The sequence below is a fragment of the Streptomyces sp. NPDC059696 genome, assembly GCF_042733745.1.
Classification (GTDB): domain Bacteria; phylum Actinomycetota; class Actinomycetes; order Streptomycetales; family Streptomycetaceae; genus Streptomyces.
The window spans coordinates 39292-60555 of sequence record NZ_JBHWFG010000008.1; the positions used below are offsets into that span (position 1 = coordinate 39292).

At 72.4% G+C, this 21264-nt stretch carries 22 protein-coding genes; 10 read left to right on the plus strand and 12 right to left on the minus strand.

The genetic code is table 11. The features are described 5' to 3' along the window. The first annotated feature begins 7 nt into the window (after positions 1–7). From ACFV20_RS10845 to gdhA, 3 genes are all read left to right on the plus strand, one after another. Positions 8–1165 (plus strand): acetyl-CoA C-acetyltransferase, encoded by a 1158-nt coding sequence (locus tag ACFV20_RS10845; protein ID WP_385654969.1) that lies wholly within the window; start codon positions 8–10, stop codon positions 1163–1165. Positions 1166–1238: 73 nt separating this feature from the next. After that, on the plus strand, positions 1239–1562 hold the full coding sequence (locus ACFV20_RS10850) for a DUF6980 family protein (RefSeq protein WP_385654971.1): 324 nt from the start codon (positions 1239–1241) through the stop codon (positions 1560–1562). Between the two features lie 188 nt (positions 1563–1750). Then, positions 1751–3097, plus strand: a complete 1347-nt coding sequence (gene gdhA / locus ACFV20_RS10855) for an NADP-specific glutamate dehydrogenase (RefSeq protein ID WP_385654974.1) — start codon at positions 1751–1753, stop codon at positions 3095–3097. A 168-nt stretch (positions 3098–3265) separates the two neighbouring features. On the opposite strand, the gene ACFV20_RS10860 is transcribed toward gdhA, so the two are convergent. Together ACFV20_RS10860 and ACFV20_RS10865 are read right to left on the minus strand one after the other, a co-directional pair. Beyond that, positions 3266–3487: a hypothetical protein gene (locus tag ACFV20_RS10860; protein ID WP_385654976.1), complete on the minus strand. Its 222-nt coding sequence runs from the start codon at positions 3485–3487 to the stop codon at positions 3266–3268. Positions 3488–4097: 610 nt separating this feature from the next. After that, positions 4098–4802 carry a GAF and ANTAR domain-containing protein gene (locus ACFV20_RS10865; RefSeq protein ID WP_385654978.1) on the minus strand — a complete coding sequence of 235 codons (705 nt, stop codon included), beginning with the start codon at positions 4800–4802 and terminating at the stop codon, positions 4098–4100. Positions 4803–5043: 241 nt separating this feature from the next. Here ACFV20_RS10865 and ACFV20_RS10870 point away from each other — a divergent pair, with 241 nt between their 5' ends. The 5 genes from ACFV20_RS10870 to ACFV20_RS10890 all read left to right on the plus strand — a co-directional run bounded on the left by ACFV20_RS10870 (position 5044) and on the right by ACFV20_RS10890 (position 10433). Further along, entirely contained in the window at positions 5044–5889 is an 846-nt protein-coding gene (locus ACFV20_RS10870; protein ID WP_385654980.1) for an endonuclease/exonuclease/phosphatase family protein, read from the plus strand. 178 nt (positions 5890–6067) lie between these two features. Continuing rightward, complete coding sequence (locus ACFV20_RS10875) at positions 6068–7786, plus strand: SpoIIE family protein phosphatase (protein WP_385655302.1); 1719 nt, start codon at positions 6068–6070, stop codon at positions 7784–7786. A 104-nt stretch (positions 7787–7890) separates the two neighbouring features. Next, on the plus strand, positions 7891–8421 hold the full coding sequence (locus tag ACFV20_RS10880; protein WP_385654982.1) for a GNAT family N-acetyltransferase: 531 nt from the start codon (positions 7891–7893) through the stop codon (positions 8419–8421). A 90-nt stretch (positions 8422–8511) separates the two neighbouring features. Beyond that, a complete protein-coding gene (locus ACFV20_RS10885; RefSeq protein WP_385654984.1) occupies positions 8512–9048 on the plus strand; it encodes an AAA family ATPase in 537 nt (178 codons plus the stop codon). Between the two features lie 194 nt (positions 9049–9242). Continuing rightward, positions 9243–10433: a Rieske 2Fe-2S domain-containing protein gene (locus tag ACFV20_RS10890; protein ID WP_385654986.1), complete on the plus strand. Its 1191-nt coding sequence runs from the start codon at positions 9243–9245 to the stop codon at positions 10431–10433. Between the two features lie 58 nt (positions 10434–10491). On the opposite strand, the gene ACFV20_RS10895 is transcribed toward ACFV20_RS10890, so the two are convergent. The 3 genes from ACFV20_RS10895 to proP form a co-directional block, all read right to left on the minus strand. Then, a complete protein-coding gene (locus ACFV20_RS10895; protein ID WP_385654988.1) occupies positions 10492–10800 on the minus strand; it encodes a hypothetical protein in 309 nt (102 codons plus the stop codon). Positions 10801–10806: 6 nt separating this feature from the next. Continuing rightward, a complete protein-coding gene (locus ACFV20_RS10900; RefSeq protein WP_385654990.1) occupies positions 10807–11220 on the minus strand; it encodes an SRPBCC family protein in 414 nt (137 codons plus the stop codon). 108 nt (positions 11221–11328) lie between these two features. Beyond that, the gene (gene proP, locus ACFV20_RS10905; RefSeq protein WP_385654991.1) at positions 11329–12825 is read right to left on the minus strand and encodes a glycine betaine/L-proline transporter ProP; all 1497 of its coding nucleotides are present in this window, start codon (positions 12823–12825) and stop codon (positions 11329–11331) included. A gap of 234 nt (positions 12826–13059) precedes the next feature. On the opposite strand from proP, the gene ACFV20_RS10910 reads away from it, so the two are divergent. After that, a complete protein-coding gene (locus ACFV20_RS10910) occupies positions 13060–14574 on the plus strand; it encodes an MFS transporter (protein WP_385654993.1) in 1515 nt (504 codons plus the stop codon). 3 nt (positions 14575–14577) lie between these two features. Here ACFV20_RS10910 and ACFV20_RS10915 read toward each other — a convergent pair whose 3' ends face one another. After that, positions 14578–15318, minus strand: a complete 741-nt coding sequence (locus ACFV20_RS10915; protein WP_385654995.1) for a hypothetical protein — start codon at positions 15316–15318, stop codon at positions 14578–14580. Between the two features lie 75 nt (positions 15319–15393). Further along, positions 15394–15555: an amidohydrolase family protein gene (locus tag ACFV20_RS10920; protein WP_385654997.1), complete on the minus strand. Its 162-nt coding sequence runs from the start codon at positions 15553–15555 to the stop codon at positions 15394–15396. Between ACFV20_RS10920 and ACFV20_RS10925 the strand changes: the two genes are divergently transcribed. Beyond that, positions 15556–15819 carry a hypothetical protein gene (locus tag ACFV20_RS10925; RefSeq protein WP_385654999.1) on the plus strand — a complete coding sequence of 88 codons (264 nt, stop codon included), beginning with the start codon at positions 15556–15558 and terminating at the stop codon, positions 15817–15819. A 10-nt stretch (positions 15820–15829) separates the two neighbouring features. Here ACFV20_RS10925 and ACFV20_RS10930 read toward each other — a convergent pair whose 3' ends face one another. The 5 genes from ACFV20_RS10930 to ACFV20_RS10950 all read right to left on the minus strand — a co-directional run bounded on the left by ACFV20_RS10930 (position 15830) and on the right by ACFV20_RS10950 (position 21117). Then, positions 15830–17644 carry an ABC transporter ATP-binding protein gene (locus ACFV20_RS10930; protein ID WP_385655001.1) on the minus strand — a complete coding sequence of 605 codons (1815 nt, stop codon included), beginning with the start codon at positions 17642–17644 and terminating at the stop codon, positions 15830–15832. A gap of 288 nt (positions 17645–17932) precedes the next feature. Further along, the gene (locus tag ACFV20_RS10935; protein WP_385655003.1) at positions 17933–18265 is read right to left on the minus strand and encodes an STAS domain-containing protein; all 333 of its coding nucleotides are present in this window, start codon (positions 18263–18265) and stop codon (positions 17933–17935) included. Beyond that, a complete protein-coding gene (locus ACFV20_RS10940) occupies positions 18262–19584 on the minus strand; it encodes a PP2C family protein-serine/threonine phosphatase (protein WP_385655005.1) in 1323 nt (440 codons plus the stop codon). Before ACFV20_RS10940 ends, ACFV20_RS10935 begins: the two co-directional genes overlap by 4 nt. Beyond that, on the minus strand, positions 19584–20387 hold the full coding sequence (locus ACFV20_RS10945) for an alpha/beta fold hydrolase (RefSeq protein WP_385655304.1): 804 nt from the start codon (positions 20385–20387) through the stop codon (positions 19584–19586). The genes ACFV20_RS10940 and ACFV20_RS10945 overlap by 1 nt, the downstream gene beginning before the upstream one ends. Before the next feature lie 73 nt (positions 20388–20460). Continuing rightward, a complete protein-coding gene (locus ACFV20_RS10950) occupies positions 20461–21117 on the minus strand; it encodes a maleylpyruvate isomerase N-terminal domain-containing protein (RefSeq protein WP_385655006.1) in 657 nt (218 codons plus the stop codon). Positions 21118–21264 lie beyond the last annotated feature (147 nt).

Genomic DNA, 21264 nt, shown 5'->3' on the forward strand with positions numbered 1-21264 from the left:
AGACGCCATGGCCGAGGCCTACATCGTCGAAGCGGTGCGCACCCCGGTCGGGCGGCGGGGCGGCGGGCTGTCCGCCGTCCACCCGGCCGACCTCGGGGCGCATGTGCTGACCGCGCTGATGGAGCGCTCCGGCGTCGACCCGGCCGCCGTGGAGGACGTGGTGTTCGGCTGCCTCGACACCGTCGGCCCACAGGCCGGTGACATCGCCCGCACCTGCTGGCTGGCCGCCGGGCTCCCCGAAGAGGTGCCCGGCGTGACCGTCGACCGCCAGTGCGGCTCCTCGCAGCAGGCCCTGCACTTCGCCGCGCAGGGCGTCCTCTCGGGCACCCAGAACCTGGTCGTCGCGGGCGGCGTGCAGAACATGTCGCAGATACCCATCGCCTTCGCCACCCGTCAGGCCGCCGCACCGCTGGGCCTGACCGAGGGCCCGTTCGCCGGCTCGGCCGGCTGGCGCGCCCGCTACGGCGATCGGCCGGTCAACCAGTTCCTCGGCGCCGAGGAGATCGCCCGCAAGTGGGACATCACCCGCGAGGCCATGGAGGAGTTCGCGCTGCGCTCCCACCGGCGGGCGGTCCGGGCCGTCGACGAGGGCCGCTTCGACCGGGAGACCGTCGCGTACGGGGACGTGGTCCACGACGAGGGGCCGCGCCGCGACACCAGCCGGGAGAAGATGGCGGGCCTGCCGCCGCTGATGGAGAACGGCCGGCTGACGGCGGCCCTGTCCTCCCAGATCTCCGACGGCGCCTCGGCCGTGCTCCTCGCGTCGGAGCGGGCCGTACGGGAACACGGCCTCACCCCGAGGGCCCGCGTCCACCACCTCTCGGTGCGCGGGGAGGACCCGATCCGCATGCTGTCCGCCCCGATCCCGGCGACCGCGTACGCGCTGAAGAAGTCCGGGATGACGCTCGACCGGATCGACCTGGTCGAGATCAACGAGGCCTTCGCCTCCGTGGTGCTGGCCTGGACGAAGGAGACCGGCGCCGACCCCGGGAAGGTCAACGTCAACGGCGGTGCCATCGCCCTCGGCCACCCGCTGGGCGCCACCGGGACCCGGCTGGCCACCACGCTCCTGCACGAGCTGGAACGCACCGGGGGGCGCTACGGACTGCAGACGATGTGCGAGGGCGGCGGCCAGGCCAACGTGACCATCATCGAACGCCTTTGACACACCGGCCGGCCGGTGTCGCAGGCCGTGATCTACTTCTCGCCATGATGCCGATCGACGAGAAGCCGCAGTCATGACCGTGCCCCCGAAGCACTGCTGCGAGGAGATGACCGCCCGCGTCACCGTGCGCTGCGACCGGCACGACGACCCCTTCGACTGCCCGGACACGCTGGTCGACTTCACCGCCAGGTTCCAGGAGTACGGGCTGATCATTCACGACGGCGGCAGGGCGAGCATCACGATCGAGTTCTGCCCCTGGTGTGGACGGCGCCTCCCGAAGTCGCAGCGCGACCGGTGGTTCGACGAACTGGAGCGCCGCGGGATCGACCCGGGGGAGGACGAGGTCCCCGCCGAGTTCCAGGACGACCGCTGGCTCGCCTCGACGGTTCGGCCGTAGGGCGCCGGCCCGGAGGAGCGTGGTGCGACGCGGGCCGGGCCGACGCGGTGCGGGCGGCCGCTGTGGAACACCGCCGATGAGTATTTCGGCGCGTTCACGCGTGGTGATGAGTGTCCGTCATCGCGAACGGGCGAGCACCCCCGGCCGGTGCGAGCCCGGCCGCACCTGAGCGAAGAGAGACCACGCACATGGACGTCAGCGCCCACATCGAAGCCGTCTACGACACCCTCCGCCGACGCGACCCCGGCGAGAGCGAGTTCCATCAGGCGGCACAGGAAGTCCTGCACACGATGGGGCCCGTGCTCGAAGCGCACCCGGAGTACGTCGACGCCCGCATCGTGGAGCGGCTCTGCGAGCCGGAACGGCAACTGATGTTCAGAGTCCCGTGGGTGGACGACCAGGGTACGGTGCGGGTCAACCGCGGTTTCCGGGTGGAGTTCAACAGCGCCCTCGGACCGTACAAGGGCGGCCTGCGCTTCCATCCCAGCGTCAACCTCGGCATCGTCAAGTTCCTCGGCTTCGAGCAGATCTTCAAGAACGCGCTGACCGGCATGGCGATCGGCGGCGGCAAGGGCGGCGCCGATTTCGACCCCAAGGGCCGCTCCGACGGTGAAGTGATGCGCTTCTGCCAGGCGTTCATGACGGAGCTGTACCGCCACCTCGGCGAGCACACCGACGTGCCCGCCGGGGACATCGGCGTGGGCGCCCGCGAGATCGGCTACCTCTTCGGCCAGTACAAGCGGATCACCAACCGCTTCGAGGCCGGCGTCCTCACCGGCAAGCCGGTCGGCTGGGGCGGCTCCCCCGCCCGTACCGAGGCCACCGGCTACGGCGCGGTCCACTTCGTCCAGGAGATGCTCGCCACCCGGGGACAGCACCTGGAGGGGCGACGAGTGGTGATCTCCGGCTCGGGCAACGTGGCCGTGTACGCCGCCGAGAAGGTGCACGCGCTGGGTGGCCTCGTGGTGGCCTGCTCGGACTCCTCCGGCTACGTGGTCGACGAGGACGGTCTGGACCTGGAGCTGCTCAAGGAGGTCAAGGAGGTGCGCCGGGCCCGGATCTCCGCCTATGCCGAGGCGCGCCCGGCCGCGCGGTTCTCCGACCGGGGCTCGGTCTTCGACGTGCCGTGCGACATCGCCCTGCCGTGCGCGACCCAGAACGAGCTGAACCAGCAGGACGCCGTGGCCCTGGTGAAGAACGGCGTGCTCGCCGTGGCCGAGGGAGCCAACATGCCCTGCACGCCCGACGCGGTCGAGGTGTTCCGCGACGCCCGCATCCTGTTCGGCCCGGGCAAGGCGGCCAACGCGGGCGGGGTCGCCACCTCCGCGCTGGAAATGCAGCAGAACGCCGCGCGTGACAGCTGGACCTTCGAGCGCACGGAGGACCGTCTCGCCGCCATCATGCGGCAGGTGCATTCCCAGTGCCGTGTCACCGCCGCGACCTACGGGGGAGACCCCGACGACTACGTGTTCGGTGCCAACGCCACCGGTTTCCTCCGCGTCGCCGAAGCGATGACCGCCCAGGGAGTGGTATGAGCACCCTGACGGTGGAGCCTGGCATACGCCGCCGGAGAGGCTGAGACGGACCGTGCTCCCCTTCGCCGACGGCGGTGCGTGCGGGGTGGTGGCCGTGGGCGAGCAGGGGAGGGGGCCCGTGCCGGGCTCCGGACGAGCGCTTCGAGGATGCCGGGTGGAGCAGTCCCGTCAGTGGTATGACCGGGCCCCGCCCCAGGTCCGGGACAAGTGGTAGAAGCCGGTCGCCGTGCCGCACAGCAAGGCCTGCTTCTCGTGTTCGGAGAGGCCGTGCAGCAGCTCGTCCACGGTGGCCGCCCAGCGTGCCCAGCCGCCGGCCAGGACGCAGACGGGCCAGTCGGAGCCGCCTGGACGGCGCGCAGGCCGCGTTCGGCGGCCGGCCGCTGCAGCCACTGCGGATCGGGTTCCCCCTGCACCAGGTGCCGCACGGCGCGCAGGTACGAGCCCCCGGTGCCGGCGAGCAGCGCGTCGAGCCGGTCCCCGGCGTCGGCCGCGGTGAGATCGGTCCGGCCCACGACCGCGCCCACCAGCGGATCCCGGTCGGCCAGGACGAGCAGGTCCGCCGTCTCCTGCGGGGACGGGAGGCACTGCACGAGGACCGTACGGGCCAGCCACCGGCCCGCGATCGCCCGGACCGCCGCCCGGCGCAGGTCCTGGAGACCGTGGGAGCGGCGGATCGGTTCCAGACCGGGCTCGTCCAGCCAGGGCTGCGGGCGCCGATCCGGGTCCCACACGTGGTGGTGCGAGTCGATCAGGGGCGGGGCCTGCGAGACGGGGGTGTCCGACGCCGGTAAGTCCAGCGGGAAGATCGGCGATGACATGGGACGTATTGACGGCGACGCCACGCCGCATGTCCAGGGCGCGGGCAGCAAACACCGGGCGTGCGTGCGGTACAGGACGGTCGTCGTTCATGAACGGTGACGGGCAGCGTTCGTGAACGGTGACGGGCAGGGAGCGCCGTCGGCCCGTGGACATCGGATGTCTGTAGGCGGCGTCCGGGTCTTCAGGCCCGGTCGGCCCGGTCGTCGGAGCGCTTGTCCCGGATGCGCTGGGCCACGTCGCGCAGTTTGACGTTGTGGTGCTGGGAGATGCTGCGCAGCACGTTGAACGCGTCCTCGTCGCTCATCCCGTGGCGTTCCATGAGGATCCCCATGGCTTCGCCGATGGCGTGCCGGGTCTCCAGCGCGTGTTCGAGCTGGTCGATGGTGCGGGCGTCCGCGAGGGCGACGGCCGCGTGCGAGGCCAGCAGCCAGCCGGCGGTCGCGATGTCCTCGGTGAAGGCGCCCGGGCGGCGGGCGTAGAGATTGAGCGCGCCGAAGTCCTGTTCGTGGGTGTAGAGCAGGACCCCGGTCATGCTGCCGATGCCCAGCCCGCGGGCGGCCTCGGCGTACCGGGGCCAGTCCGGCTGGGGCCGGCCCATGTCCACGATCCGGAACACGCGGTCGTCGTCCGCGCGACGGGCGAGATCGAAGCACGGCCCCTCACCCAACTCGCCCTGCACACGGTCGGACTCCTCGACCATGTCGCCGTACGAGGCCAGCGTGACGGCGCGTCCCTTGCGCACGGCGAGGACGCCCGCCGCGTCACAGCCGTCCACCAGCCGCACGGCCGACGCCGCGATCTCGTCCAGCGTCTGCTGCACGGAGTCCTGCTTCAGCAGGGTCCGCGCGAGCACGGCCATTTCCTCGGCGAACTTCTGCCAGTCCATGCGTCACACCGCCCGCGTCGATCACCAGTACGGCCACCCTACGCGCAGCCCGGCCCCGCACCGTCGAAGGCGCCAGGAGTGTGGCGTGCGCCTCGCTTCCCCTCCCACACGACGGGACAGTCGGCCGCGTGCGCCGGCCACGGCGACGAGATCGCCGATCACGCGTCGTGCCGGCGCCCCCGTCCCCTAATCTCGTGCAGGGGGACACCTCGAGGCCCGGCGGGTCCGCCGTGAGGAGGCGATGGTGCTCGACATGCGCACGGGCGGACGGTTGCTCGTGGGCGCCGCGCTGGCGGTCTGCGTGGTGCTCATCGGCCCCAGCGCACCGAACGGTGCCCTCTTCGCCGGTGCGCAGCCCGCCGTGGCCGCCCGGGACGTCGTGCCGAACCGGGTCATGACGTGGAACATCTGCAACCCCTGCGAGGCGAGCGACGTCGACAAGGCGGCGGACATCGCCGCCCATGCCCCCGCGGTCATCGGCCTGCAGGAAGCGTGCGTGCGGGACGTCGAGAGGATCCGGGAGTACCTGGAGAACCTGCACGGGCTGGTCTACCACGTCGAGTACGGCTCGGTCCTGCGCAAGTGGGGCCGCTGCGGGGGCGCGCCGTGGAGCCCCGGAGCCTTCGGACAGGCGATCCTCTCGGCCGCGCCGATGACGGACCGGGTCGTCGTGGAGTATCCCGACGGCGGCTCCGAGGACCGCGGCTACATGGCCGTCACCACCACCGTGGACGGCCGGCCCGTCCGGGTCTTCAACACCCACCTCGCCCAGCGGCGTCAGGAGACCGTCCGGGCCGAGCAGGCCCTCGTGCTGGCGTCGGCGGTCGTCCGGTACGACCGCGCGATCCTCCTCGGCGACTTCAACGCCGTACCGGACGCCCCCGAACTGTCCGGCGTCTGGGCACTGGCCACGGACGCCGACCCGCGGTGCCGTCCGTCGCCCACGGGCGGCTGCCGGACGACGACCGACTGGCTGAGCAAGTTCGACTACGTGTTCCTACGGGGCATCGCCCCCCTCGGGCACGGCGTGCATCCCACCGCGTCCTCGGACCACGACCTGGTGCACGCCGACGTCGACGTGACATGAGTACCCGACCGGTCCGGCTGCTCCCCCAGAACCGCAGGTCAGCGGGTCGCACGGGCATCGGGCGGCAGCGATGTCGCCGCGGCGCGTGGATTCCGGTTCCGCAGGGGAATACGGGGAGGGCGAGCAAGCAGGACACGCCGGACAGCGGGACGCCGGCCAGATGAGCAGGGAGGCCGCGATGGCGGGGCCGCAGGACACGGAGACCTTTCACGGGCCGTCCGTGCCGACAGCGTCCGTGGCGCCGGCCGTACCACTGGACGCCATCGGTGCCGGCGCCTACCTCGTGGACGAGCAGGGCTGCATCATCGCCGTGAACGCCCACGCCGAGCAGATCCTCGGCCGTCCCGCCGCCGAGCTGCTCGGACACGACGCGCACGACCTGCTGCACCGCGGCCCGCAGGGGCAGCCCCTGCCGCGCACCCAGTGCGCCATGCGGCAGGCTTTCCACGCCGGGCGCACCGCCCAGGACGACGAGGACTACTTCGCCCACGCCGACGGCACCGTACTGCGCGTCTCCTGGCTGATCACGCCGTACGACCTCGGTGACCGCCGCAGCGGCACTCTCGTCGTCTTCCACACCCCCGAGACGTCCCGCGTGGCCGAGCCGCAACCGGAGCCCGGGGCCCAGCCGCTGTCGGACCTGGCACGCCTCGCGCTCCTGGCCGAGACGACCACCCAGCTGACCTCCACCCTCGACGTCGACGAGGCGCTGCGGCGGCTGGTGAGGCTGGTGGTGCCGCGCCTGGCGGACTGGGTGGTCGTCGACCTGATCACCGAGCGCGACGAGGTGTGGCGCACCGTCGTGGTCCACGCCGACGGCGAGACGCTCACGCACCGCGAGGATCTCCAGGGGCCGATGCCGCCGATCCCCGAGGAATCCCCGATGCCCCTGTCCAGAGCCCTGCGCGGGGTCGCCTCCAACCTGGCCGGCCCGCAGACCTACCAGGGCGCGCCGGACTCCGGCATCGCGGTCGAGCAGCGCCACCTGTTCGACGTCACGGGGATGCACTCCGCGGCCATCGCGCCCATCCGCAGCACCCGCGACGTCCTGGGAGCGCTGACCCTGGGCCGTGGCGACAACCCGGCGCCCTTCACGCCCGCGGACCTCCCCCTCATCGAGGACATCGCACGCCGGGCCGGTCTCGCCCTGGACAACGCCCGCCTCTACCAGCGTCAGCGCAAGGTCGCCGAGACCATGCAGAACCACCTGCTGCCGCAGATGCCGAGCCTCTCCGGCCTGGAGATGGCCGTCCGCTACCTGCCCGCGCCCGACGCCTCCCAGGTCGGCGGGGACTGGTACGACGCCTTCCCCCTGGCCGACGCCTCCACCGCCCTCGCCATCGGCGACGTCGTCGGACACGACCTGGAGGCGGCGGCCGGCATGGCGCAGGTCCGCAACATGCTCCGGGCCTACGCCTGGTCCCAGCACGAGCCGCCCAGCCGGATCGTGGAGCGGCTCGACGAGGCGATCCAGCACATCACCGACGTCGCCATGGCCACGACGATCTTCGCCCGGGTCGAACCGGCCGAGGAAGGCCACTGGCAGTTGTCCTGGACCAACGCCGGCCATCCTCCGCCGCTGCTGATCAGCCGCGACGGCCTGGCCCGCTACCTCACCGACGGCCACGGCATCCTGCTGGGCACCCAGACCGGCACCCGGCGTCCGGACGCCACCGCGCAGCTCCCGCCCGGGTCCACCCTGGTGCTCTACACGGACGGCCTCATCGAAGCGCCCCGCCGCACCCTCGACGAGGGGCTGGAACGGCTGCGCCAGCACGCCGCCGCCCTGGCCCACCGGCCCCTCGCCTCGTTCACCGACCAGCTCCTGCGCCGCGTCCGCCCCGAAGGCAACGACGACGACGTCGCCGTCCTGGCCGTGCGCGTCCCCACCGGCTGACCTGAGCGGGGTGCACGCCGGCGTCCCTTGCTCGTCCGCTGCGGGGGCTCACGCACGGCGATATTCGCTGTCGTGGGACCCGGGGTGACGCACATACTGACGCGGTGGAACCAGTGACACTTGAGACCGGGCGTCTGGTGTTGAGGGCCTTCGGGCCGGGCGACGTGGACGCGGTGTACGACGCCTGCCAGGACGAGGACATCCAGTTCTACACGCCGGTGCCCGTGCCCTTCGGGCGGGCGGACGCCGAGAAGCGGGTCCACGAGGAGTGGCCCGCGGGCTGGGCCCTCGACAAGGACTACGTCCTCGGAGCGTTCCGCAAGGACACCGCCGCGCTCGTCGGCTCCTCCTGCCTGACCAAGGTGAGCGAGGGCGTCTACGAGCTCGGCTACTGGGCGGTCAAGGAGCAGCGCGGCCGGGGCTATTCGGTCGAGGCGGCGCGGGCGCTGTGCGACTGGGGGTGGGCCACCCTCGACGTCCACCGCATCGAGTGGTGGGCCATGACCGGCAACACCGGCTCGCGTGCCGTCGCCGAGCGACTGGGCTTCACCGTCGAAGGGACGCTGCGCAGCCGCGGCATCGCCAACGACGGCGCACCGCACGACTGGTGGGTCGGCGGACTGCTGCGGCCCTGAGGCGGAGCCCGTGGACCGGCGTTCCCGACCGCCGGTCCGGTTCCGGACGCCCTCACGCCCCGCGTAGGACACCCCTGGCAGGAGGCCAAGGTGAAGGTGGGCACCGAACACACCCGGCTTGTCGTGCTGCGGGGCAACAGCGGATCGGGGAAGTCGTCGGTCGCGGCCGGGCTCCGGGAGAGGTTCGGGCGGGGGCTGGCGCTCGTCGGGCAGGACAACCTGCGCCGCGACGTGCTGCGGGAGCGCGACCGGCCCGGTGCGGCGAACATCGGTCTGATCGACCTGACGGCCCGCTACGCGCTCGACGCCGGGTACCACGTCGTCGTCGAGGGGATTTTGTACGCCGACCACTACGGCGAGATGCTCACCCGGCTCGGCGCCGACCACCGCGGCCCGACCCACGCCTACTACCTGCACGTGCCGTTCGAGCAGACGCTCGTCCGCCATGCCACGAAGCCGATCGCGCACGAGGTCGGAGCGTCGCAGCTGCGTGAGTGGTACCGGGAACGGGACCTGCTGCCCGGCGGCGTGGAAACCGTCATCGATGCCGACAGCACCCTGCGCGAGACAGTCGACCGCATCATGCGCGACACGGGCCTGGCCGCTCTGCCCGCGATCGACCGCTAGGGGACCCGGGGCCTGGCCGCTCTGCCCGCGATCGACCGCTGGGGGACCCGCCCGGCTCACCCGTCCGTACGTGCCGGGCAGGGCGTGGGCGGTGCGGCGCGGTGAGGATGGGCGGTGCCGGGTGACGCACCGGCAGCTCCGTGCTGCCTGGTGGGACGCGCGGCTGTCGCTGCCCGTACGCGCGAGGGAGAGGTATGACCGAGACGGACGAGGCCGGGGCCTTCTCTTCCGGGGCCGACTGGCCCGCGGAACACCGTGACCCGAGGACGGGCCTGGTCGACCTCCGGCGCGTCGGGGCGAACCCGGATCACTGGTATCCGGTCGCCCTGTCGAAGGACGTGCGGACCAAGCGGGCGTTCGCGGCCACGTTCGCCGGGGAGCGCATCGCGCTCTACCGAGGGGAGCGCGGCTGCGTGTACGCGCTGGAGGACCGGTGCGCCCACCGTCAGGTGCCGCTCAGCATGGGCGTCGTGGAGGGTGAGACACTCCGCTGCTGCTACCACGCGTGGGCCTACCGCGGAGACGGCCGCATCTCGCAGATCCCGTACCTGTCCAAAGGCGACGGCCGGCCGCCGCGCGGCGTGCGCGGCTACCCGGTGCGCGAGGCCTACGGCCTGGTGTTCGTGTTCCCCGGCGACCCGGACAAGGCCACCGCCACCCCGCTGCCCGACCTGCCGGCGTTCGGCTCCCCGCGCTACAGAACGATGACCTACTCGCGGACCGTGCACTGCCACTACTCGTTCATGCACGAGAACCTGCTCGACATGAACCACCAGTTCCTGCACCGGGGCGTGGTCGGCAGACTCCACCCCGAACTGCTCGACTCCCGCACCGACGGACGGTCGGTGGAGGCCAGGTACCTGTTCAGCCACACCGGGGGCAAACGGAACCGCGGGGCCAGTCTGCTGGCCTCCGAGGGCCTCGGCGGCAGCGACTCCCGCGATGTCATGACGATCCGCACCGAGTACCCGTACCAGACCCTCGACCTGGTCCCGGAGAACGCCGAGCGGCCGGCCTTCCGCCTCTGGGTGGCCTACGTCCCCGAGGACGCCGAGCAGCGCCGCTGTCACACGTTCGGCCTGCTCATGATCGAGAAACCGCGGGTCCCCGGTGTACTACGGCTGGCCTGGCCCCTCATCAGGCGCTTCACGGAACGGGTGTTCGCCGAGGACCGGATGGCCGTCGAGGCCGAGCAGCGGGCCTGGGACGAGCAGGGGCAGGACCTCAACCGCGAGGTCTTCTCCCTGATCCTCGACGTCCGCGAAGTGCTGCGCACCAACGGTGTTCCGATCCGCCCCCGGGCGGGCGCGTGCGGCGCCGCCGCCCTGTGCGACGGGCAGGACCGCGGTCCGGCGGCGGCGACCGGCACCCCTCAGCGGACGTGACGGCCCGCCCGCGCGTCGGGCGGACCCGGGGCTCCCGTCCCGGTGTGCCCTGCGGCCCTCACGGGCGGGGACGGGTGCGGTGCCACCGAGGGCGGGCGTCGAAGCCCCGGCGTCCCGCCACCGAGGCGCAGCGTGGGCACTGGCGCCGTACCCGGTCCGCCGCGCCACCGGACTCCGGAAACGTGTCCGGCCAGCCGACGTGCGGGAAGCGCACCAGCCGGGAGCGGCTGAGGGACAGGCCGCAGACCGTCTCGTTGCGGCCCGGCTCCCAGGCGTGCACCTCACCGGAGGGCAGTCGGCGCCGCCCCTCCTCCTCGTCGGTCCACTGCCCGGACGCCGCGACGGCGTACCGCTTCTCGCGCGCCACGGCGGGTCAGCCGGCCGGGTGCTCGACGCGCAGCCGCACCTGTTCCTCCAGCCGCCGCAGGCTGGTGTCCAGCGCGTCGGCGACGGCCTGCTCGCCCGGGTCGTGGCCCTGCTCGAAGAACGACAGGTGCACGGTCACCTCACTGACTCCGCCGTCGAGCCCGGCGACCTGGAGCCAGCCCGCGTAGGCGCCCTGGTCGCGGGTGCCCCACTCGAGCCGCATCTGCTCCGGCCGGGCACGCAGCAGGGCGGAGGTGTCCTCGTCGGTGCGGTCCTCGTGCACGGTGACGGCCGGCAGTTCCCCGGCCTCCACGTGCAGGGCCTCCGGCAGCCAGCTGTCCAGCCGGCCGACATGGGCGGCCTGGTCGAAGACATGCTCGGGCTGGGCGGGCATCGTGCGGGAACGTTCGTACTCGGTCATCGCCTTACCGGCCTCACCTCGGGGTCGTAGCCCGCACCGTGTTCCCCCGCGGCCCCGGCCCAATCGCGAAAGGCCCCGCCCGCACGGGCGGGGCCTTCCACCGGCCGGTCAGAACCTGGGCTGAGGGGTCTGCGCCTGGACGAGTTCCTCCGCCTCGGCCTGTGTCTCCACGGACGGCGGGGAGCCGGCCAGGGGCTTGTTGGCGGTCTCGCGCATGCACAGCACGGCGATGACACCGACGACCGCCGCGCCCGTGGCGTAGTACGCGGGCATCAGCGTCGAGTCGAAGGCACTGATCAGCGCGGTGATCACCAGCGGTGTCGTACCGCCGAAGATGGAGGTCGCCAGGTTGTAGGCCACCGAGAGCGAGCCGTAGCGCACCTGCGTGGGGAAGATCGCCGGGAGCGCCGCCGACATGGTGCCGAGCATCGCCACCAGCGAGAGCCCCATCAGCAGCAGCCCCAGGGTGATGAGGACGACGCTGCCCTGCCGGATGAGCAGGAACGACGGCACGGACAGGAACAGGAAGCCGAGCATCCCCGCCATCAGCAGCGGCTTGCGCCCGAAGCGGTCGGAGAGCCACCCGACCCGGTTGATCACGCACATCTGCAGCACCATCACGACGAGCAGGATCAGCAGCCCGTGGTTGGTGCCGTAGCCCAGCTCGTCGGACAGGTACGTCGGCATGTACGACAGCAGCATGTAGTCGGTGATGTTGTACGCCGCGACCAGCGCGAGGCACAGCAGCAGCGGCCGCCAGTACCGGGTGAAGATCTTGCCGAGGTCGGCGGCCGCCGAGGTCTCCACGGCGTCGGCCGCCTCGCTCGCCTTGGCCTGCCCGCCCTCCAGCTTCTGGAAGGCGGGCGTCTCGTCCAGCTTGAGCCGCAGGTAGAGGCCGATGAGGCCGAGCGGCGCCGCGACCAGGAACGGCACGCGCCAGCCCCACGACAGCATCTGGTCCTCGCTGAGGAGCATCTGCAGGACGACGACGAGGCCGGAGGCCCCGACATAGCCGGCGAGCGTGCCGAGCTCCAGGAAGCTGCCGAAGAAGCCGCGCCGCTTGTCGGGCGCGTACTCCGCGATGAACGTCGAGGCACCCCCGTACTCACCACCGGTCGAGAAGCCCTGCACCAGCCGGAAGAAGATCAGCAGGGCCGGTGCCCACAGCCCGATCACCGCGTGCGAGGGGACCAGGCCGATGGCGAAGGTCCCCACCGCCATCAGGATCATGGTGAGGGAGAGGATGCGCTTGCGCCCCACCTTGTCCCCGAGCGGCCCGAAGACCATGCCGCCGAGCGGACGCACCAGGAAGGCCACCGCGAAGGTCGCGAAGGAGCCGAGCAGCTGGGCGGTGTCGCTGCCGGACGGGAAGAAGACCCGTCCGATGGTCGACGCCAGATAGCTGTAGATGCCGAAGTCGTACCACTCCATCGCGTTGCCGAGGGCGGCGGCCTTGGTGGCCCGTTTGACCGCTGCCTCGTCGGTCACCGTGATGTCGCTGCGGCGCAGCTTCGGGTTGCGCCGCTTCTCGATCGCCCGGAACAGCACCCGGTGTCGTCTCACCGCCGCGGGATCCACCGACTCGTCGTTGTCGGGCTCCGCCATCACGTGGTTCCTTTCGCCGTTCGCATTCCCGAAGACCACGCCTGCACAGATCTCGCGCGCTCAAACTGCCCCCTTCGCGCGGCGACCGCATGATCACGGAACGTGAGACGTCGGTGTTCAGGGCGAGAGGCGGTCCACCGGTCCGTCCGGGAGGATCTGCTGAGACGGGTGTGTGCCCGGACCCCGGCGGGGGAACTTGATTCGCCGGGTGCGTGCCTGGTGAGAGGAGCCCAAGTGACAGCGTCGGCGGCGGGCGGCCGGAACCAGGGCGGGCAGCAGGACGGGTACGAGCCCGACCCGAACCGCTGGCGGGCCCTCTGGGTCACCCTGGTGGCCGGCTTCATGAGCCTGCTGGACGTCTCGATCGTGGCCGTCGCCCTGCCCACCGTCCAGCAGCAGCTGCACGCCTCCGCCGCCGAGGTGCAGTGGGTGGTGTCCGGCTACGCCCTCTCCTTCGGCCTCGCCCTCGTCACCGCCGGCCGCCTCGGCGACGCCCTGGACCGGCGGCGCATCTTCCTCGTCGCCCTCAGCGGTTTCGTGCTCTTCAGCGCCGCCTGCGGCGCGGCCCCGAACATCACCCTGCTGGTGGTGGCCCGGCTCGCCCAAGGCCTGGCGGCCGGCTTCATGGCACCGCAGAACTCGGCGCTCATCCAGCAGATGTTCCGGGGCGGCGAGCGCGGCCGCGCCTTCGGCTTCTTCGGCGCCACCGTCGGCATCTCCTCCGCCGTCGGCCCCCTGACCGGCGGCCTGATCCTCGCCCTGGCCGACGGGGCCCAGGGCTGGCGGTGGATCTTCTACGTCAACGTGCCCATCGGCATCCTGGCGGTCCTCCTCGGCCGGCGCCTGCTGCCCCGCACCCCGCGCTCCGGCCGGGAACACCTCGACCTGCCCGGCGTGGCGCTGCTCGGCCTCGGCGTCCTCGCCCTCATGTATCCGCTGGTCCAGGCCGAGACCGGCGGACTGGCCCGGCTGTGGTGGCTGTTCCCGGTCGGGGCCGGACTCCTCTTCGCCTTCATCCTCTGGCAGCGCCGCCTCGTGGACCGGGGCACCCAGCCGCTGCTCGACCCGCGGCTGTTCACCACCGTCCGCGGCTACGCCATCGGCGCCGGCGTCGGCACGCTCTACTTCATCGGCTTCAGCGGCGTCTGGCTGGTCTTCGCCCTCTTCTACCAGCACGGACTCGGCTTCTCCCCGCTCGAGTCCGGTCTCGCCGTGACACCCTTCGCCCTCGGCTCCGCCTGCGCGGCCGCCCTGTCCGGGCGGCTGGTGGACCGGCTCGGCCGCCTGCTCACCGTCGGCGGACTCACGGGCGTGATCGTCGGACTGGGCGGCACCGCGCTGCTGCTGCGCTTCGCGCCCCTGGGCATCGCCCCCTGGATCGCCGCCCCGGTCATGTTCCTGGGCGGTCTGGGCGGCGGGTGCGTGATCTCGCCCAACATCACCATGACGCTGCGCGACGTGCCCGTGCACATGGCGGGAGCGGCGGGCGGCGCCCTGCAGACGGGTCAGCGCCTGGGCGCCGCGGTGGGCACCGCCGCCCTGCCCGGCCTCTACTACCTGGTGCTCGGCAGCAAGAGCGACGACTACCGGGGAGCCCTCTTCCTCGCGATGGCCGCCGGGATCGTCGGCATGGCGGCCTCCCTGGCCCTCGCGGCCTACGACTGGCGGCGCGACCGGCGCTCGCGGGAGCCGCACCGCCCGTGTCCGGACGACGTCGCCCACAGTCCCGTGCACGCCCGGCAGAGCTGACCCTCAGGCACCCACGGGGCCTGCGGGCTGCGGATCCTGCCGGGCGGGAGCGACGTCCAGCTCGCCGCGCAGCGCGCCCAGCGCGAAGGCCGTCATGGACGCCAGGATCAGCAGCGCGAGCGGCCCCCAGATCGCGGGAACGGCCCACAGCGGCCAGTCGTTGGCCGCCTGCGCCCACAGCGTCAGGATCGCCGTGCCGCCCAGACCGATGCCGTGCCACCGCACCATCTTCGCCGCCGCCACATGACGCGGCTCGCCCCGCGCGAGCAGTGGCCACACACCGCCCACCAGGGCCGCCAGACCGAACGATGCGCAGGCCAGCGCACCACCCAGACGGTCCTGCGGCCATCCCACCGGCCCGTCGGACGTCTGCTGCCGCCGCCCCTCGGCGTCCCGCACCTCGACGACCCGCCCGTGCCAGATCACCCCGACGACCTTCTCGTCCGGCTGCATCTCGGACAGCACGGGCTCGGTGCGCGGGAACGTCACCTCCCACCGCTTGCCGGACGGCAGCACCAGCTCCGCCTCCGGGGACGCGCCCCGCTCGCCGCGGTGCAGCGCGGCGCTCCGCACGGTGAACTCCTGCTGCCACACGCACCCCGACGCCGTGACGGGCACGGCGGCGCAGACCGGCGCGGCACGGTACGCCCGCTCCCGCTCCAGCGCCCCGCGGACCTGGGAGGCCGAGGCCGCGCCCACACCGAGCAGCACGAGGGCGATCAGCACCCACATCACGGACCGCATGGCCCCGCCCCCCGACGACCCCACCGCGCCTCAGCCCCCTCCGTACGCGTGTTCCCCGGAGCATTGCACCACGCCTCAGCCGGCGCTGTGCACCCGCCTGCCCTCGACGAACGTCTCCAGGACCCGGGTCGCGGCGATCTCCTCGGGCGGACCGGCGAACGGGTCGCGGTCCAGGACGACCAGATCGGCCGCCTTGCCCACCATGATGCTGCCGCTGACGTCGTCCAGGTGGTTCACATGGGCGCTGCCCGCGGTGTACGCGGCGAGCGCGGTGCCCAGTCGAGGCGCTGCTCCGGGAAGAAGGCCGGGGCGAGGCCGACCGGCGGTCGTGGCGCGACGTCTACCCGCGACGTCTACCAGGGCCTCGACCCTGCGACCTACCCGTCCCTGACCGCGGTGCGCCCGGAGCTGCCCGCCATGGCGGACAGCTCCTTCGCACAGGCGGTGGATCTCCTGCTGGAGGCTCTGGCGGCCCGGGCGTCGGCCCGCGAGCAGAGGTGACGAGCCGGCGCTACAGCACCTCGGCCCGTCCCGGTGTGTCGTCGAGGAAGCCGCCCGACTGGTGCTGCCACAGCTTCGCGTAGGCACCGTCGTACGCGAGCAGTTCCTGGTGCGTGCCCTGCTCGACGATCCGGCCGCGGTCGAGGACCACGAGCTGGTCCATGCCGGCGACCGTGCTCAGCCGGTGCGCCACCACCAGGGCGGTCCGCCCGTCCATGAGCCGCCACAGGGCCTCCTGGACCAGCAGTTCGCTCTCCGAGTCCAGGGCGCTGGTGGCCTCGTCGAGCAGCAGGATCGGCGCGTCGCGCAGGATGGCCCGGGCCAGGGCGACCCGCTGGCGCTGCCCGCCGGACAGTTTGACGCCCCGCTCGCCCACCATCGTGTCGAAGCCGTCCGGCAACGCGTCGGCGAACTCGGTGACGTGGGCCGCCTCGGCTGCCCGGAGGATCTCGGCGTCGGTGGCGTCCGGCCGGGCGAAGGCGATGTTGTCCCGCAGACTGCGGTGGAACATCGCCGGGTCCTGCGGGACGTACGCGATCCGCCCGCGCAGTTCGGCCTGCCGCACCCGGCTGATGTCCTGGCCGCCCACCAGGATCCGGCCCCCGTCGATGTCGGTCATCCGCAGCAGCAGCCGGGTGAGCGAGGTCTTCCCGCCGCCGGACCGGCCCACCAGGCCGATCTTCGTCCCGCTCGGCACGGCCAGGTCGAGTCCCTCGAACAGGGGACGGCCGCCCCGGTGGGCGAAGGTCACCTTCTCGAAGCGGACGTCGGCGGCCCGTGACCGCAGCGGCTCCGGGGCCGGCGGGTCGAGCACGGTCGGCGGCGTCAGCAGCAGCTCGGTGAACTGCGCGGCCTCCGTCATCGAGCTCTCCAGCCGGCGGTAGATCTGGTTGAACTCGAACATGATCCGGGTCGCGTTGTTGTAGTAGGCGAAGGCGACCACGATCGCCTCCACGCCGTGCGTCCCGCCGCCCAGCGAGACCGCGAGGAGCAGGCCCATCGCGTTGGTGAGGACGGACATCGGCGCGACCAGTGTGTCGATCCGCAGGTTGCCGTAGTCCCACGAGCGCAGAGTGAGCCGCCGGGACGTCGCGACCCGTGAGCGGTGCTCGGCGGCCTCGCGGCCCTCCGCGGCGAACGCCCGCACCGTGTCCATGTTCATCAGACTGTCGGCGACATGGCCCGACACCCGGGCGATGGCCTCCTCACGCTGGTCCACGAGCGCCTGGCGGCGCCGGACGAGCGGTACGACCAGCACCGCGGTGAGCGCGATCATCACCAGGAGACCGACGACGAGCAGCGGTTCGTAGCGCCACAGCACGACCGCGCCGAACGTCAGCGGCACGAAGCTCCCCACGATCTGGAACGTCAGCGTGTCGACGAACTGCTCGAAACGCGAGGCGAAGCTGAGGACCCGCTTGGTCAGTGAACCGGCGAAGTTGTCGTGGAAGAACGCGGCGTCCTTGGCGAACAGTTCGTCCATGCCGATCACGTACAGGTGCTCGATGCCCAGGGCGTCGAGACGGTTGAGGCAGTGCAGGGCGATGCGCCACAGCGCCTCCGCCACCAGCAGGACACCCGCGAAGGCCAGCACGTACGGCAGCGTCGAGCCGGCCGTGACGCCCTTGTGCTCCGCGATGTCGCCGACGAGCTTGGCGACGATCAGCGGCGCGACGTAGTTGATTCCGATGTTGCCCAGCGCCGAGAGCAGCATCGCGGGCGCCGTCCACCGGCGCAGCCGGGACAACTCCCGTCCGTAGTAGCGAAGTGCGAGAAGAACCGAGCGTTTGCCCGGTAATACCCTGTGTTTTTCCGGCGTTTCCATCCCACCCCTGAGTCGTCCTGTGGCCGCCCGCCACGCCGCGCGTGCGGGCAGGGGCCATCGCCGCAACGGATGTGTGAGGTTTCGGGTCGAGTCCGGAAGTGTCCCGCGCCGCCGGCCGCCCAGTCCAAGCGTTTTCCGGCCGGTCGGGGGTGTGCGGGGAGCGCCAGGAGGCGCGACGGCCGGGTACCCGTACGCCGGGGCGGGACCGCGGCGCCCTGCGGGGTGCGGGTGGTCACGACGACGGTCGTGACAGCGGGCCTCCCGGCGGCGCACCGGGCGGAGGGGCGGTCACGACGCGGCGCTGGAATCCGGGCGCAGCGTGAAGACCTGGTCGAGGCCGACCAGGGTGAGGACGCGCATCAGGTTCGCCGGTACGGCGGCCAGGACGACGTCGGCGTCGGCGGCCAGCGCGTGCTGGCGGGCGGCGAGCAGAGCGGTGATGCCCGAGGAGTCGCAGAACGCCAGGCCCGACAGGTCGAGGACCAGGCACTGCCCCGACGACAGGGGGAGCCCGTCGAGCCGGTCGCGCAGGACGGGGGCCTGGTCGTAGTCCAGATCACCCCCCACGTGCAGAACGGGTCCGGTCGCGGTGTCGCGCAGTCTGATGGTGAGCGGGTTCATGAGGTGTGACTCGTTGCCTGGGCTGTATGGGAAGGGGCGGCGGGAACGCCGAGGGCGAGCAGGGCCGTGTCGTCGTCGAGACCGTCGCCGAAGCTCTCGAGCAGCCCGGTGAGCGCGGTGATCACCCCGCGCGGCGTGGCGGGGGCGTGATCGGCGGCGAAGGCGTGCAGGGCGTCCTCGCCGAACAGGTCGTCCCGGCCGGGGCCGGTACGGGCCTCGGTGAGGCCGTCGGTGTACAGCACGACCGTGTCGCCGGGGGCCAGGACGGTCTCGGCGGTGCCGATCGGCGCACCGGGGACGACACCGATGAGCAGACCGCCCGGGGTGGGCAGGAACTCCGCGCGGCCGTCCGCCCGCAGGACGAGTGCCGGCGGATGGCCGCCCGAGGCGAGGCGCACCACGGTCCGCCCGTGCTCGCCACCCGGCTCGACGATCCCGAAGATGCAGGTGCAGTACCGGGGGTCGCCGCCCCCGGTGTACCGCTCGTGCAGCACGGCGTTCAGGGTGCTCAGCGCCGAGGCCGGATCCGGGTCGTGGTGGGCCGCGGCGCGCAGGGTGTAGCGGGTCAGCGACGTGAGCGAGGCGGCCTCGGGGCCCTTGCCGCACACATCGCCGAGGAAGAACGCCCACCGGTCGCCGGCTACGGGGAACAGGTCGTAGAAGTCGCCGCCCAGCAGGTCGGGGGAGGCGGTGTGATAGAGGACGGCGGTCTCCAGGCCCGGCACGCCGGGCAGCGAGTCCGGCACCAGGGAGCGCTGCAGGACGGCGAGGGCGTCGGCCAGCCTGGCCCGGTCCGCCTCGGCCTGCCGCCGGGCCTCGTCCGCCTCGGCGCGGGCCCGCTCGGCGTCCTCACGCCGGCGCAGGAGTTCCTTCTCGTAGGCGCGGCGGTCCGAGGCGTCGAAGACGGTGATCCGGATCAGCAGCGGCTCGCCCTCGATCCCGTGCTTGACCACCGCGGAGACCAGGACCGGCAGCGGGCCGCCCTCCCGGCGCCGCATCTCCAGGGCGATGCCCCGCAGCTCGCCCTGCATGCGCAGCAGTGGGGCGAAGTGCGTCTCGTGGTAGAGCTTCCCGCCGATGGTGAGCAGGTCGGCGAAGCGCTTGCGCCCCACGACGGCCTCGCGGTCCAGGCCGAGCCAGTCCAGCAGGGTGGCGTTGATCTTGGCGATCGTGCCGTCCATCATCGTGGACAGGTAGCCGCACGGAGCCGACTCGTACAGATCCTCCGCGCTGTCCTCCAGCAGCGCGGTGAACGCAGCGGCCGTGCTCGCCTCGTCCCCCGTCCCGGTGGGCTCCGGCACGCCGCCCGTACGACACATCACTTCAGGGACTCCAGGAAGTCGAGGATCGCCGCGGTGGTGGCCTGCGGCGCGCTGAGCTGCGGGCAGTGCCCGGTGGCGTCGAGGGTGACCAGCCGAGAGGCGGGAATCGCCGCCTGCACGTAGGCCCCGACCTCGCGGGGCGCGATGGCGTCCTGCGCGCACTCCAGTACGAGGGTCGGCACGGACACGCCCTTCAGGTCCTCGCGGCTGTCGGTGAGGAAGGTCGTGCGGGCGAAGACCCGGGCGATGTCGGGGTCGGTGGCGCAGAAGCTGTTCGTGAGCTCCTGGCCCAGCTCCGGGCGCTCCGGATTGCCCATGATCACCGGTGCCATCGCGGACGACCAGCCCAGGTAGTTCGCCTCCAGGGAGGCGAGCAGCTCGTCGATGTCCTCCGTGCTGAAGCCGCCGCGGTAGCCCTCGTCGTCGATGTAGCAGGGTGAGGGGGTCACCATCACGAGCGCCCCGATCCGCTCGGGAGCCGCCTGCGCCGCCAGCACGCCCACCATGGCACTCACCGAGTGGCCCACGAACACCGCCTGCCGCAGGTCCAGCTCCTCGCAGACGTCGACGACGTCACCGGCGTACCCGTGCAACGAGGAGTAGCGCTCCTCGCTCCACGCCGCGAGCTCCGAGCCGCCGGAACCGACGTAGTCGAACAGCACCACGCAGTAGCGCTCGGCAAGCGCGGGTGCCACCAGCCGCCACATGTTCTGGTCGCAGCCGAACCCGTGCGCCAGGAGCAGCACCGGCGCGTCGACGGGACCGATGACCTTGACGTTGTTTCTGCGGCGGATGTCCATGGCCGTCATGCTCCCACCCCGGTCGGAGCGGATCGACTGCGCCCCTGCGCACCACGGCTTCGCGACCGCGAAGTCAGCCCAGGTACAGCGGCACCCCGGAGGCCAGGTCACCGAGCTCGGTCTGCTCAGCCCCGGTCGGCACACGCCTGCCGGTGCCGATCAGCAGTGCGTCCGTGTCGGAGAAGGAGGAGGGGAACGGGCCGCCCGCGAGCCGCTCCAGCATCGCCCGGGACCGGGAGAGCCCTTCCGCGGGCGGCTGCCGCGCGCCCGGGACGTGGGCGATCAGGTCGAGGTGGTGCAGCGTCCACTCCATGACGTACGCGGAGAGGTACTCGCCCACGGTGAGGACCTCGTCGCGGGTGCCGACCCGGCCTGCCGGATCGGCGAGCAGGGCCGCGCGCCCGGCGGCGGAGCCGACGTCGTCCAGATGGAACTTCAGCAGGCCCGGGTCCTCGTACGCGGCGGCGAGCCGGACGGTCAGCGCGTCGAGCGGGTCGTCACCGGTCGGCGGGGTGTCCGAGACGTCCCAGTACGTCAGCGCGTCACGGGTGGGTTCCCGGTCCGTGGGGGTGGCCAGGGTGATCAGGACGTCCTGGGCGTCGACGACCAGGTGGCACACCAGGTCACGCACCAGCCATCCCGTACAGCCGCTGGGCCGCCCGAAGTCCTCGTCGGACAGTCCGGCCACCGCCGCGCGCAACGCCGTCCAGGTACGGGAGAAGAGATCCACCCCGGCAACGTAGAACCCCGCGCGAGGGGGCACAAGCGCGTTTCGGCCGACCGCGCCCACCACCGCGTGCTCCTGCCTTCCGGACACCCGCAGCCCCCTCGCCGCCGCATGGCTTTCGGGGGGGCGGGAGCCTTCAGCCGTCCGGCC